The following is a 12849-nucleotide window of genomic DNA, read 5'->3' on the forward strand; positions in this document are numbered from 1 at the left end:
GGATCCGTTTACAATAATCCAACGTAAAACCGAGTATAATTGAAAACATACAAGGATGTATGTATATTGCATTTTATTCCTTCCGGGGCACGACAGCGCTGGCAGCGGCGGAGAGCATTAATGTGTCAGATATACTAATTGATATTCAGCAACTGACGTTTAGTCGTGGTGATCGTGTGATCTACCGTGATCTGAATATGCAGTTTGCCCGTGGTAAAGTAACCGCCATTATGGGCCCCAGCGGCATTGGTAAAACGACCTTGCTGCGCTTGATTGGTGGCCAGTTAAAGCCGGACAGTGGTCATATTATGTTCGGTAACGAAGATATTCCATTGTTGTCACGCAATGCATTGTATGCCGCGCGTCAGCGTATGAGTATGTTGTTCCAAAGCGGCGCTTTGTTCACCGACATGACAGTGTTCGATAATGTGGCTTTTCCTATTCGCGAGCATACGCGGTTACCGGAATCGCTTATCCGCCTTATTGTGCTGATGAAATTAGAAGCGGTAGGGCTGCGTGGTGCCCGCGATCTAATGCCGGCAGAGTTATCCGGTGGTATGGCAAGACGGGCGGCACTGGCGCGGGCCATTGCGCTGGATCCGGAGCTGATTTTGTATGATGAGCCTTTTGCCGGCCAGGATCCGATCTCGATGGGCGTCATAGTGCGGCTGATCCGTTCGTTAAATAATGCATTGAATTTAACCTCGGTGGTGGTGTCTCACGACGTCACAGAAGTAATGAGTATTGCCGATTACGTCTATGTGGTGGCTGAGCAAACCGTGATTGGCCATGGCACACCGGAGCAGCTGCGCGCTCATCCGTCGCCGTTGGTGCAACAGTTCTTAAAAGGTGAGGCGGATGGTGCTGTGCCGTTTCATTTTAAGGCGGCGCCTTACGAACAGGAATTAATGGAGTTGGTCGGGTGATTGCAGATAAGTTACAACAAATCGGCGCTGCCACGATTGGTAATGTCCGGGGTTATGGCCGTGCCGGTATTATGCTGTTTGGCGCCCTGCTGGGTAAACCGGATATACGCAAAGGTTTTCCGTTGCTGGTTAAACAGCTGTATGTAATAGGTGTGCTGTCGTTACTGATTATTCTGGTTTCCGGCTTGTTTATCGGCATGGTACTGGCGTTACAGGGCTACACCGTGTTGGTAAAGTTTGGTGCGGAGCAGATGTTGGGGCCACTGGTTGCGCTGAGCTTATTGCGTGAATTAGGCCCTGTGGTTACCGCCTTATTGTTTGCCGGTCGTGCCGGCAGCGCAATTACGGCTGAAATTGGTCTGATGAAGGCGACGGAACAGCTGTCCGGTATGGAAATGATGGCGGTTGATCCGCTAAGACGCATTATTGCACCGCGGTTCTGGGCCGGTGTTATCAGCATGCCGTTACTGGCGGTTATCTTTACTGCGGTAGGGATCTTAGGTGGCCATTTAGTTGGCGTTGATTGGTTAGGTGTTGATGGCGGCGGCTACTGGTCTGCGATGCAGGCAAATGTCGATCTGTACCAGGATGTTATGAACGGCGTAATTAAGAGTATGGTATTTGCGTTGATCGTGATTTGGATTGCCCTGCACAAGGGCTATGATGCTGTTCCTACTTCTGAGGGGATCAGCCAGGCTACAACACAAACGGTTGTTACTGCGTCGCTTGCCGTGTTGGCTTTTGACTTTATTTTAACTGCATTAATGTTTGGTGGATAACATGACCACACGGAAAATTGAAATACTGGTAGGTGGCTTTATTGTGTTGGCTATAGCGGCATTTCTGCTGCTGTCGTTGCAGGTAGCAAGCTCCGGTGTCGCCGGCACGGGGCAAAGTTATCGCCTGCATGCTAAGTTTGAAAATATCGGCGGTTTAAAAGTGCGCTCACCGGTGAAAGTGGGCGGCGTAGTTGTGGGGCGTGTTGCTGCCATTGAGCTTGATACCACTTATTACCGGCCGGTAGTAACACTGGAAATCAATAAAAGTTACAGCAACTTTCCTGAAACCAGTACTTTGGCAATTTTAACCTCTGGCTTACTGGGCGAGCAATACCTGGGGTTACAGCCCGGTTTTCTGGATGAAACCGTTGAAATCCTGGCTGATGGTGACTATATCGAAGACACAAAATCAGCCCTGGTACTGGAAGAGTTGATTGGCCAATTTTTATTTAACCGCGGGAATTAATATGAAACTTTATGCATTGATACTGGCAGCAAGCTTAACGATGTTAAGCACGGCGACCGAGGTTCTGGCAGAAGCGCAAACTTATACCGATCCATACAAGATGATGGAAGTCGTAGCAGATAACACCTTTAGCCGTATTGCCAAAGATCAGAGCAAAATTGAAGCTGATCCTGAAGTTCTGCGGCTTATAGTTAATGAAGAACTGGTGCCCTATATCGATAGCCGTTATGCGGCATTGCGTGTGATAGGTAACAGCGCTGATTTGCGTAATACCCCGCGTGAAGATTTACTGGCCTTCGTTGACGCTTTTCAAAACTACATGGTTGCCACTTATGCCGGCGTGTTTACCCAGTATCGCAATCAGCAAGTGATGATTGAGCCGGCCCGTGCCATTGATAATCAAAAAATCATCAGCATAAAAACCCGTGTTATAGACCCGGGCAAGCCGGATATCAATATCGAGTTTAAGTTACGCCGTGGCAAAGACTCAGATACCTGGCTGGTGTTTGACATGGTGGCTGAAGGCATTTCATTACTGGACAGCAAAAGAGCTGAGCTGAGTAACCTGATCCGTCAGCAAGGCCTGCAAAGTGTTACTACGCTGCTAACTGAAAAGGCAAAAGCACCGATCACCCGGCCGGAGGAAAAGTGACATTAAAGATTGAGCAGCAGGCAGACGCTTTACATTTTAGCGGTGTATTAAATCGTGATACGTTAATGCTGTATTCACCCTTTGCGCAGTTAAATACGCTGTCCGGTAAAGTTAAGTTTGATTTTAACTGCCTGGACAATATTGATACTGCAGGCTTAGCCTGGTTATTACAGCAATTGGCGCAAGCAAAACGGCTGGGTATTACGATTGCGTTATGTAATGTGCCGAAACAGCTGCTATCATTGGCCGACGTTACAGCGGTACGCGCTTTATTGCCAATAATTGATTAAGGTTTAGCTTTTGGACATCACGCAAATTGAGCAGTTGCTGCAACAACAGCTGCAACTGACCGAGGTAAAAGTCAGTGCTGAGGGGTCTCATTACGCCGTAACGGCAGTGGGCGCCTGTTTCGCTGATGTCAGCCGGGTGAAGCAACAACAAATGATTTATGCGCCTTTAATGGCCGCCATTGCTGACGGTTCTATTCATGCTGTCAGCATCAAGACCTTTACGCCGGAACAATGGCGTAGAGAAAAACTTCTTAACCCTCCGATGTAGTAATTTATGCAGCAATTTCTTGTTACAGGTGGTCAGGCTTTACACGGTGATGTGATTATATCAGGCGCAAAAAACGCCGCTTTGCCTATCCTTTTTGCCAGCTTATTATCAGAAAAACCCACCACTATTACTAATGTGCCAAAGCTTAAAGACATTGAGACGACGGTTAAGTTGTTGCAGTTGTTTGGTGCAGAAGTCAGTTTTTCTGACAACGTGGTACAGGTAGATGCCGGTAAAGTGCACAATCAGTTTGCGCCATATGAACTGGTAAAAACGATGCGGGCTTCTATTTTAGCGTTAGGACCATTGCTCAGCCGTTTTGGCAGCGCCGAGGTTTCTTTACCCGGCGGCTGTGCCATTGGTGCGAGGCCGGTTAACCTGCACATTGATGGCCTGCGTAAAATGGGTGCCGAAATAGTGGTTGAAAATGGCTATATCAAAGCCAGTGCCAGCCGCCTGAAGGGCGCGCATATTATTATGGATATGGTCAGTGTTACCGGTACCGAGAATCTGATGATGGCTGCAGTGTTGGCTGATGGCATTACGACCATTGATAATGCAGCCCGTGAACCGGAAGTGGTCGATTTAGCCGTTTATCTCAACACCATGGGGGCTAAAATTTCCGGTGCCGGCACCGACTCTATTGTGATTGAAGGCGTAAATGCCTTACACGGTGGCGAACACAGAGTACTGCCGGATCGTATTGAAACCGGTACTTTTTTAGTAGCTGCAGTGGTATCCGGTGGTGATGTAACTTGCCGCAGCGCTGATCCAACCGAGTTAGAAGTGGTATTGGAGAAGCTGCGTGAAGCCGGTGCTGATATTACCAGCGGTGATGATTGGATCCGTGCGAACATGACAGGGCGTACTTTACGTGCTGTGAATGTTAAAACAGTTCCGCATCCGGGCTTTCCGACCGATATGCAGGCGCAATTTACTGTGCTGAATGTAGTGGCAGATGGTGTGGGGATGGTTACCGAGACTATTTTCGAAAACCGCTTTATGCATGTGCCTGAGCTGCAGCGTATGGGCGCCAGGATCAGTTTGGAAGGCAATACTGCCGTTTGCCAGAACAGTGTTAAGCTAATGGCCGCACAGGTTATGGCAACGGATTTACGTGCCTCTGCCAGTTTGGTTATTGCCGGCCTGGTGGCATCCGGTACCACAGTGGTCGATCGGATTTATCACATAGACCGTGGTTACGAGCAGATTGAGCATAAGCTCAGGCAGCTTGGTGCCAATATTGAGCGGGTTAACGCGGCTTCTTAGCCGCGTTTTTTATCGCCGTAATTCGCGTGTCACAGCATTGATGGTGAGTTGTTGACCACTGCGGTTTATCGTTAATGTCAGGCTGGTGTTAGGGGCGGTTTCTGCAATCATATTCAGCGCTTGTTGCACGGTGTCAAAACGTCGCTCGTCTATTGCCAGAATAATGTCACCTGTTTGCAAGCCGGCTTCAGCAGCCGGGCCATTATCGTTGATTGCGGTAATGCTCAGACCATACAGCGGTTGGCCTGAAGATATCAGCTTGTCGCCGGCAGCATTGACAACCGCATCGCCGGAGACACCCAAATGACTGCGGGTAACCTTGCCGTGTTTAATCAGCTTCTGCATCACATTGAGTGCCAGTTGATAGGGTATAGCAAAGAAAATACCCTGAATATCCTGACTTTCTAACTGAAATGCTGCGGCGTTAATACCAACCAGAGTACCGTTACTGTTAACCAAAGCGCCGCCGGAGTTACCGCGGTTAATGGCGGCGTCCATACGCATAAAGTCGATATAGCCGCGTGAGCTTAAGCCGGTATTACCATTGGCACTGATAATGCCCTGAGTAATGGTTTGCCCCAGGTTCAGCGGGTTACCTATTGCCAATACTACATCGCCGACCTGGGGATCAAGTGCGGTATCTTGTGGTATAACCGGTAAATTCTCTGCCTGTACATACAGTACTGCCAGGTCAGTCAGCTCATCCTGACCAATTAATACAGCTTCTAACCAGCGACCGTCCTGTAAGGCAATTTCGATATGATCTGCGCCATATACCACATGGTAGTTAGTCAGAATGTAACCCTGCGCACTCATTACCACCCCGGAGCCAAGCTCCTGACGCTCTATGGTTCTGGGGCGTAAAGAGCGTGGATCAACCAGGGTGCTGCGGGTATATACATTGACCACCGCCGGAGCAGCGCGGCGCACCGCTTTGGCATAGCTGGCAACAGTCTCTTCTTTACCGGCGTCATTGCTGCCAAACAGCGGAGTGGGCAGATAGTTAAAGGAGGGGAAAAACAACATCAGCACAAAAGCCAATGCGAGCCCGTAGGCAATGCTTTTAAGCAAAAAAAACAAAAATTTAGCCACGGATTTGATGTTGTCTGTAAAATTCAGGTAAGGCTAGCATAGCATTAATATCGCTTAAGCAGTAGCCATTGGCTACTGCTTAAGCCTTTGCTATCAGCGAATTAACACATACAGGTTAGTGTTGCCACGTTGGATATTCAGTGCGGCTACGCCACTGCGATTTTCCAGTGCTTTGCGCAGTTCGGCCAGGTTTGTAACACGCTGGCGGTTAACACCCACGATAATGTCGTCCGGCAACAAGCCTATCTGAGCTGCAGCCGAGTTATTGCTAACGGCCTCTACTTTGACACCGCCATCGGTGTTTGTCAGTTCGGCACCATCCAACATCGGGTGCATTTGATTTGCTGCTACCTGACCACTCGCCAGTTCCTGCAGTTTCACGGTAACTGTGCGCTCTTTGCCGTCACGCAGTATGCCCAGCTTCGCTTCGCGGCCGGCGCCTAAGGTTCCGACCTTGGCGCGTAACTCAATAAAAGAGTTAATTTTATTACCGTTCATGCTGATGATGACATCACCGGATTTCAGTCCAGCCTCTTCTGCAGCGCTGTCGGGCAGTACTTCGTTAACAAAGGCACCACGGCTAACACTTAAGTTCATCGCCTCGGTTAAGTCGGCATTTACGTCGCCACCACGGATACCTAAGCTGCCGCGGCGGATTTCGCCATACTCGACTATTTGATCTACCAAATTTTTCATCATATTGGCCGGAATGGCAAAACCAATACCTATGTTGCCACCATTTGGCCCCAGTATGGCGGTGTTAATACCAATCAACTCGCCGCGCAAGTTCACCAGAGCACCACCGGAATTGCCGCTGTTAATCGCAGCGTCGGTTTGGATAAAATCTTCCAAACCTTCGATACCAAGGCCACCGCGGCCCAGTGCACTGATAATGCCGGAGGTGACGGTTTGCTCAAGGCCGAAAGGGTTGCCGATGGCAACGGCAAAATCGCCAACCCGGGTTTTGTCGGAATTAGCCAGTGGAATTTGTATCAGGTTTTCGGCTTCAATCTGCAGCAATGCGATATCACTTTCCGGATCCGCGCCAAGCTTCTTTGCTTTAAAAGTGCGGCCGTCTTTCAGCCGGACTTCAATGTCATTAGCATCCTGAATTACATGGTTATTGGTAACGATATAGCCTTTAGCAGCATCTATTACCACACCTGATCCCAAGCCTTTAAAAGGCCTTTCTTCGCGATACTCGTTCGGGCCGCGCTGGCCAAAAAAGTAGCGAAAGGCTTCCGGCAAACGCTGACGCACTTCCCGACTGCCTTCTACAGAAATATGCACCACAGACGGTGTGGCTTGCTCCAGCATCGGCGCCAGGGTTGGTATTTCCTGCTCAGATGAAAAAAACGGTATTCTGGCGTCGGCCGGTGTGGCTGTTGTCAACAACAGGCTGGCTGTAACGGCGGCGCCAAGCAATGACAATTTCTTATTCATAGCGTATTAGTCTCCTTCAATAACCTGCGACTAAGAACGTGTAACAATAGAAAAAGTTCAGCTTATAACATCAGGTATATGTAACAATTTATTCGCCGGCTTTACTGTACTTACGTTCTTTAATCAGTCCGCTCGCTTCGCCCGAATAATCACGCGGCTGCTGCTCTGCGTTTGAGTAGACGCGGCGTTTTTCATCAATTTGGTTAAGCGATTGACGGATGTAAGCTGCGGTATCACCGGACAAATAGTTGATATCCTGGCGCACGGATTCGGTTGGCCGCTCTACTAACTGCATTTTCGAGTCGGCAATATGCCTGGCAATGCGTGAATAGTTGTCCTGCAGTTGAGTCATTAACTGATTAGTAGTTTCCAGATGACTGGATACATCCCGGCGGTATTGGGCTAACTGTGCCTGGCTTTCCTCCAGTTCCAGTTGCAATTTATGCTGATTAAGTTGCTTCAATGTAATTAAGCGGGCGATAACAGCCCCGATAACCAAACCTGCGCCAAGCCAGGCTGCGGCGTACATATAATCCATAATAACTCCTGCGGGGGTAATATCTTCCAATAGTGTAACCTAACTTCTTATGCACAGTGGTAAGGCATGTTACTATTATCTCTCATATTTAGGGCTTATCAGCGCAGCTTTCAAGTAAGACTCAGATGACACCAATAGAAAAATACCGTCTTGACCTAACGCGTGACGATTTTCAGTATGATGCGGCGCAAGAGTTTGCCGTTGTACAACTGCAGCGTTTATTTGATGACTTTGTCAGCCAAAAGCCGGCAAAAATGTCATTTTGGCAACGACTGCGCGGTATAACCGCGGCAGAGAAGCCGTTGCAGGGCTTGTATTTCTGGGGGGGGGTAGGCCGCGGAAAAACCTATTTGGTTGATACCTTTTACGAGTGTCTGCCGGGCAGCCGTAAAATGCGTATTCACTTCCATCGCTTTATGCATCGGGTACATGAAGAACTGAAACTGCTCAAAGGCGTCAGTGATCCGCTGCAGAAAGTGGCTGATAAGTTTAAACAGGAAACAGACATTCTGTGTTTTGACGAGTTTTTTGTCTCAGATATTACGGATGCCATGATCCTCGGCACCTTGATGCAGGCTTTGTTCGCACGCGGCATTACACTGGTGGCTACCTCTAATATTGAGCCGGACGGGCTGTATCGTAATGGCTTGCAGCGGGCCCGCTTTTTACCGGCAATCGCCTTGATTAAGCAATATACGCAGACGGTTAACGTCGACAGCGGTATAGATTACCGCTTACGCACCCTTGAGCAAGCTGAAATATATCATTATCCGCTGGATACTCAGGCTGATACTAACTTATTGCAATATTTTACTGCTTTATCGGTAGAACCGCGCCAGCAGCAGGCTGAAATTGAGGTGGCTCACCGTAAATTACATGCACGGTATGAGGCTGACGGTATTGTCTGGTTTGACTTTGCTGAGCTGTGTGAAACCGCGCGTAGCCAATATGATTATATGGAACTGAGCCGTTGCTATCATACGGTGTTGTTGTCGGGGGTTAAAACCATGAGCCGGCAAAATGATGATGTGGCCCGCCGCTTTATTGCTTTGGTCGATGAATTTTATGAACGGCATGTAAAACTGATTATGTCGGCTGAAGTAGCGTTAGAACAGTTATATACCGACGGCATTTTAAACTTTGAGTTTAAGCGCTGTATCAGCCGGTTGCAGGAAATGCAGTCACATGACTATCTGGCAAAAGCACACTTACCTTAATTTTTTTGTCAATTCAGTGGAAATTTTCAGAGAAGGTGCTGATTTTTGTAATTGGTTAATATATAATCCGCGCCCGGCCTACGTTACAGCCTAATACTGCCGTTAGCCCGGTAGTTTTTGTACTCGAAGGGGTACGCTAACGACACCCGCTGCATCAGCCCTGCACGGTGTCAGGTGTAACTAAGTTATTTTGGATAGATAAATGAAAACTTTTACTGCTAAGCCAGAAAGCGTAACCCGCGACTGGTTCGTTGTTGATGCGTCAGGTAAAACACTGGGTCGTATCGCAACAGAAATTGCTGCCCGTTTACGTGGTAAGCACAAGCCAGAGTATACGCCACACGTAGATACCGGTGATTACATCATCGTGGTAAACGCGGAAAAAGTGGCAGTTACCGGCAACAAAGCACAGAACAAAATGTATTATTCTCACACTGGCTTCCCTGGTGGTATCAAGGAAATCAGCTTCGAGAAATTGATCGCGAAGAAACCTGAAATGGTTCTGGAACTTGCTATTAAAGGCATGTTACCAAAAGGTCCATTGGGCCGCGCTATGTTCCGTAAGTTGAAAGTTTACGCCGGCGCCGAGCATCAACATGCTGCTCAGCAACCGCAAGTATTAGATATTTAATCGGAGCATAACATGGCACAGAATCAATATTACGGAACTGGTCGTCGTAAAAGCTCAACGGCCCGCGTTTTCATCAAAGCCGGTTCAGGCAACATCGTTGTTAACCAACGCGCGTTGACTGAATACTTTGGCCGCGAAACAGCTTGTATGATTGTTAAGCAACCATTAGAGCTGGTTGATATGGTTGAGAAATTCGACCTGTACATCACTGTTAAAGGTGGTGGTATCAGCGGTCAGGCCGGTGCTATCCGTCACGGTATTACCCGTGCACTGATGGAGTTTGACGAGTCACTGCGTCCGGCACTGCGTAAAGCGGGCTTTGTTACCCGTGATGCGCGTCAGGTTGAACGTAAGAAAGTGGGTCTGCGTAAAGCACGTAAACGTCCACAGTACTCAAAACGTTAAGCGTTTTTCAGTACAAAACCCGGCACAGCGTTGCCGGGTTTTTTTTGCCTGCATTTTGTTGTCTGCGACCATTGCAAACCGGCAGCCAAAGTGTGCCGTATAACGCAAATCAGCAAGATAATGCGGATTCAGTTTGCCTTAATCCTTGTGTAAAGCAGGGCTTTTCATTATGATCGGCGATATTTTTTCGATTTATAATAATTGCTGAAATTCAGCCGCTTAAATTCTGTTTAAGCGTTAACGTGGAGATGAGTGGATGAGCAATGCGCCTGTAGATCATGGTCGCCGCCGCTTCCTTACCATTGCAACCTCAGTTGTAGGGGGCGTGGGTGCTGTCGGAGCTGCTGTGCCTTTTGTCGCATCCTGGATGCCAAGCGAAAAGGCAAAACAGGCTGGGGCAGCGGTCAGTGCGGACATCAGTAAGCTTGAACCCGGGCAGTTAATTCGGGTTGAATGGCGTGGTAAACCGGTATGGATTGTTAAACGACCGCAAGCCATGCTGGATGAGCTTGCTACACATGAAGATAAACTGCGTGATCCTGCCTCTGAAGTTGAACAACAACCTGCTTACGCACAAAATCGCCATCGCTCGAAAAAGCCGGAGATTTTTGTTGCAGTAGGTATTTGTACGCACTTGGGCTGTTCTCCTACTTATATTGCCAACGATTTCGCTGCTCAGGTTGAAGGTGTCACATCAGGATTCTTCTGCCCTTGTCATGGCTCTAAGTTCGATATGGCGGGCCGTGTGTTTCAAAGCGTACCGGCGCCGAAAAATCTGCAGATCCCTCCGTATATGTTTATCGACGACAATACCATTGTAATTGGTGAAGATGAGGGGACAGTCTGATGTTCAAAAATCTAATGAGCTGGATTGAATACCGCCTGCCGTTTATGGATAAGATGAATCTGCATGTTATGCAGTATCCGGCACCGAAAAACTTTAACTTCTGGTATTTCTTTGGTTCGCTGGCCATGTTGGTATTGGTTAACCAAATTCTGACCGGTATCTGGTTAACGATGAACTATGTACCTTCAGCAGAAGGAGCATTTGCTTCAGTCGAATATATTATGCGTGACGTAGACTACGGCTGGTTGTTGCGTTATATGCACTCTACCGGTGCTTCAGCGTTCTTTGTCGTGGTGTATTTACACATGCTGCGAGGCATGATGTACGGTTCTTATCAGAAACCACGGGAGCTGCTGTGGATTTTCGGTATGCTGATTTTCCTCGTGTTGATGGCCGAGGCCTTTATGGGTTACTTGTTACCCTGGGGCCAGATGTCGTTTTGGGGTGCGCAGGTTATCATCGGCATATTTGGTACCATCCCCTTTGTTGGCGAAGACTTAACCCTGTGGATCCGTGGTGATTACGTTATCTCCGGCGCCACACTGAACCGTTTCTTTGCTTTGCATGTTATTGCTCTGCCACTGGTGCTGGTTATTCTGGTATTCCTGCACATTATGGCGTTGCATGAAGTGGGTTCTAATAACCCTGATGGTATCGACATTAAGAAAGATAATGACGGTTCTGTCGCGCAGACGGAAGCAGATAAGAAGTTTACCTTTCATCAGTACTTTACCCGTGGTGGTAAAAAAGTGATTGTTGACGCTATACCCTTCCACCCGTACTACACGGTAAAAGATCTGGTTGGCGTAGCAGGTTTCCTGCTAATTTTTGCCTGGGTGATTTTCTTCTTCCCTGAAGGTGGCGGCTACTTCCTTGAACCACCAAACTTTGAACCGGCAAATGCGTTGAAAACTCCAGCGCACATCGCTCCTGTTTGGTATTTCACGCCATTTTATGCCATCTTGCGCGCCATTCCGCACCCGTTTATGGGCGCAGTTGCTATGTTCGCGGCGATTTTAGCGTTGGCATTGCTACCTTGGTTAGACAGAGGCAAAGTGCGGTCCATGCGTTATCGTAGTGGTTTGCATACCGCTAACTTAATCAACTTCTGTATCAGTTTTGTAGCGCTGGGCGTTTTAGGCGTGTTGCCAGCTGAAGGTGTGTACACCTTAATGGCGCAGATATTCTCATTTACATATTTTGGCTTCTTTATTTTGCTGTGGTTCTACAGTAAGAATGAAAAAACCAAGCCATTACCAGTAAGGTTAACCTGATGATGAAAAACTTATTTTCAGTAATTGCATTAGTGGCGTCTTCGTGGGCAATGGCGGCCGGACCGGCTGTACATCTGGACAAAGCACCTATTGACCTGATGGATAAAGCGTCGTTGCAACACGGTGCTAAGTTATTTCAGAATTACTGTTTGGGCTGCCATCAGATGCAGTATCAGCGTTATTCGCGCACATTCCGTGATTTAGATATTCCGGAAGATGTTGGTGTAGAAAATCTGATGTTTACCGGCAAAAAAGTAGGCGACCATATAAAAAATAATATGGCCACCAAAGATGCTGAGAAATGGTTTGGTGCTGCACCACCGGATTTAACCAACGTAGCTCGTGTGCGTGGCCCGGATTGGTTGTATACCTATCTGCGCAGCTTTTATGCTGACCCGGCACGGCCGTTTGGCGTAAATAACGATGTATTTCCGATGGTTGGTATGCCACATGTACTGCAGGAACTGCAGGGCATGCCATATAAGGCTTATGAGACGCGTCTTGTTGATGGCGAGTCTAAACAGGTATATGTTGGTATTAAAACCGACGGTACCGGTGAGCTCAGTGCAGAAGAATATGATCGTGCTGTGGCAGATCTGGTAAACTACCTGGAATATGTAGGCGAACCTACCAAACTGGAGTCCCGCGCATTAGGGATCAAAGTAATGGTATTTCTGCTGATTTTCTTTGTGCTGGCGTATCTGCTGAAGAAAGAATATTGGAAAGATGTACATTAACTAGTTATTTCAACT

At 48.0% G+C, this 12849-nt stretch carries 16 protein-coding genes; 13 read left to right on the top strand and 3 right to left on the bottom strand.

The window, feature by feature from the left end; genetic code table 11:
* Window positions 1-116: 116 nt before the first annotated feature.
* The 7 genes from HRH59_RS12535 to murA are packed head-to-tail and all read left to right on the top strand — an operon-like array spanning window position 117 to window position 4650.
* The gene (locus HRH59_RS12535; protein ID WP_331460180.1) at window positions 117-926 is read left to right on the top strand and encodes an ATP-binding cassette domain-containing protein; all 810 of its coding nucleotides are present in this window, start codon (window positions 117-119) and stop codon (window positions 924-926) included.
* Window positions 923-1705, top strand: a complete 783-nt coding sequence (gene mlaE / locus HRH59_RS12540) for a lipid asymmetry maintenance ABC transporter permease subunit MlaE (protein WP_173501615.1) — start codon at window positions 923-925, stop codon at window positions 1703-1705. The genes HRH59_RS12535 and mlaE overlap by 4 nt, the downstream gene beginning before the upstream one ends.
* Window position 1706: 1 nt before the next feature.
* Window positions 1707-2171: an outer membrane lipid asymmetry maintenance protein MlaD gene (gene mlaD, locus HRH59_RS12545; protein WP_173501616.1), complete on the top strand. Its 465-nt coding sequence runs from the start codon at window positions 1707-1709 to the stop codon at window positions 2169-2171.
* A gap of 1 nt (window position 2172) precedes the next feature.
* A complete protein-coding gene (locus HRH59_RS12550; protein ID WP_173501617.1) occupies window positions 2173-2823 on the top strand; it encodes an MlaC/ttg2D family ABC transporter substrate-binding protein in 651 nt (216 codons plus the stop codon).
* Entirely contained in the window at window positions 2820-3113 is a 294-nt protein-coding gene (locus HRH59_RS12555) for an STAS domain-containing protein (RefSeq protein ID WP_173501618.1), read from the top strand. The genes HRH59_RS12550 and HRH59_RS12555 overlap by 4 nt, the downstream gene beginning before the upstream one ends.
* 10 nt (window positions 3114-3123) lie before the next feature.
* Window positions 3124-3381: a BolA family protein gene (locus HRH59_RS12560; RefSeq protein ID WP_173501619.1), complete on the top strand. Its 258-nt coding sequence runs from the start codon at window positions 3124-3126 to the stop codon at window positions 3379-3381.
* A gap of 6 nt (window positions 3382-3387) precedes the next feature.
* Window positions 3388-4650: a UDP-N-acetylglucosamine 1-carboxyvinyltransferase gene (murA, locus tag HRH59_RS12565; RefSeq protein ID WP_173501620.1), complete on the top strand. Its 1263-nt coding sequence runs from the start codon at window positions 3388-3390 to the stop codon at window positions 4648-4650.
* Between the two features lie 9 nt (window positions 4651-4659).
* On the opposite strand, the gene HRH59_RS12570 is transcribed toward murA, so the two are convergent.
* The 3 genes from HRH59_RS12570 to HRH59_RS12580 all read right to left on the bottom strand — a co-directional run bounded on the left by HRH59_RS12570 (window position 4660) and on the right by HRH59_RS12580 (window position 7723).
* Complete coding sequence (locus tag HRH59_RS12570; protein WP_331460181.1) at window positions 4660-5682, bottom strand: trypsin-like peptidase domain-containing protein; 1023 nt, start codon at window positions 5680-5682, stop codon at window positions 4660-4662.
* A gap of 153 nt (window positions 5683-5835) precedes the next feature.
* Window positions 5836-7185 carry a Do family serine endopeptidase gene (locus HRH59_RS12575; protein WP_173501622.1) on the bottom strand — a complete coding sequence of 450 codons (1350 nt, stop codon included), beginning with the start codon at window positions 7183-7185 and terminating at the stop codon, window positions 5836-5838.
* Between the two features lie 88 nt (window positions 7186-7273).
* Window positions 7274-7723 (bottom strand): YhcB family protein, encoded by a 450-nt coding sequence (locus HRH59_RS12580; protein WP_173501623.1) that lies wholly within the window; start codon window positions 7721-7723, stop codon window positions 7274-7276.
* 125 nt (window positions 7724-7848) lie between these two features.
* Between HRH59_RS12580 and zapE the strand changes: the two genes are divergently transcribed.
* The 6 genes from zapE (at window position 7849) to HRH59_RS12610 (ending at window position 12834) form a co-directional block, all read left to right on the top strand.
* On the top strand, window positions 7849-8940 hold the full coding sequence (zapE, locus tag HRH59_RS12585; protein WP_173501624.1) for a cell division protein ZapE: 1092 nt from the start codon (window positions 7849-7851) through the stop codon (window positions 8938-8940).
* A gap of 202 nt (window positions 8941-9142) precedes the next feature.
* Window positions 9143-9571 carry a 50S ribosomal protein L13 gene (gene rplM / locus HRH59_RS12590; RefSeq protein ID WP_068233896.1) on the top strand — a complete coding sequence of 143 codons (429 nt, stop codon included), beginning with the start codon at window positions 9143-9145 and terminating at the stop codon, window positions 9569-9571.
* A gap of 12 nt (window positions 9572-9583) precedes the next feature.
* Window positions 9584-9976 (top strand): 30S ribosomal protein S9, encoded by a 393-nt coding sequence (gene rpsI / locus HRH59_RS12595; protein WP_173501625.1) that lies wholly within the window; start codon window positions 9584-9586, stop codon window positions 9974-9976.
* A gap of 256 nt (window positions 9977-10232) precedes the next feature.
* Entirely contained in the window at window positions 10233-10823 is a 591-nt protein-coding gene (petA, locus tag HRH59_RS12600) for a ubiquinol-cytochrome c reductase iron-sulfur subunit (RefSeq protein ID WP_173501626.1), read from the top strand.
* Window positions 10823-12097 carry a cytochrome b gene (locus HRH59_RS12605; protein ID WP_173501627.1) on the top strand — a complete coding sequence of 425 codons (1275 nt, stop codon included), beginning with the start codon at window positions 10823-10825 and terminating at the stop codon, window positions 12095-12097. The genes petA and HRH59_RS12605 overlap by 1 nt, the downstream gene beginning before the upstream one ends.
* On the top strand, window positions 12097-12834 hold the full coding sequence (locus tag HRH59_RS12610) for a cytochrome c1 (protein ID WP_173501628.1): 738 nt from the start codon (window positions 12097-12099) through the stop codon (window positions 12832-12834). The genes HRH59_RS12605 and HRH59_RS12610 overlap by 1 nt, the downstream gene beginning before the upstream one ends.
* Window positions 12835-12849: the final 15 nt, after the last annotated feature.

The sequence above is a fragment of the Rheinheimera lutimaris genome, assembly GCF_013283795.1.
GTDB lineage: Bacteria > Pseudomonadota > Gammaproteobacteria > Enterobacterales > Alteromonadaceae > Alishewanella > Alishewanella lutimaris.

Excerpts from the sequence above, each read along its gene's own strand:
- mlaD (WP_173501616.1), top strand. The coding sequence starts at position 1,707 with ATGACCACACGGAAAATTGAAATACTGGTAGGTGGCTTTATTGTGTTG.
- HRH59_RS12550 (WP_173501617.1), top strand. The coding sequence starts at position 2,173 with ATGAAACTTTATGCATTGATACTGGCAGCAAGCTTAACGATGTTAAGC.
- murA (WP_173501620.1), top strand. The coding sequence starts at position 3,388 with ATGCAGCAATTTCTTGTTACAGGTGGTCAGGCTTTACACGGTGATGTG.
- HRH59_RS12575 (WP_173501622.1), bottom strand. The coding sequence starts at position 7,185 with ATGAATAAGAAATTGTCATTGCTTGGCGCCGCCGTTACAGCCAGCCTG.
- HRH59_RS12580 (WP_173501623.1), bottom strand. The coding sequence starts at position 7,723 with ATGGATTATATGTACGCCGCAGCCTGGCTTGGCGCAGGTTTGGTTATC.
- zapE (WP_173501624.1), top strand. The coding sequence starts at position 7,849 with ATGACACCAATAGAAAAATACCGTCTTGACCTAACGCGTGACGATTTT.
- rplM (WP_068233896.1), top strand. The coding sequence starts at position 9,143 with ATGAAAACTTTTACTGCTAAGCCAGAAAGCGTAACCCGCGACTGGTTC.
- rpsI (WP_173501625.1), top strand. The coding sequence starts at position 9,584 with ATGGCACAGAATCAATATTACGGAACTGGTCGTCGTAAAAGCTCAACG.
- petA (WP_173501626.1), top strand. The coding sequence starts at position 10,233 with ATGAGCAATGCGCCTGTAGATCATGGTCGCCGCCGCTTCCTTACCATT.
- HRH59_RS12605 (WP_173501627.1), top strand. The coding sequence starts at position 10,823 with ATGTTCAAAAATCTAATGAGCTGGATTGAATACCGCCTGCCGTTTATG.
- HRH59_RS12610 (WP_173501628.1), top strand. The coding sequence starts at position 12,097 with ATGATGAAAAACTTATTTTCAGTAATTGCATTAGTGGCGTCTTCGTGG.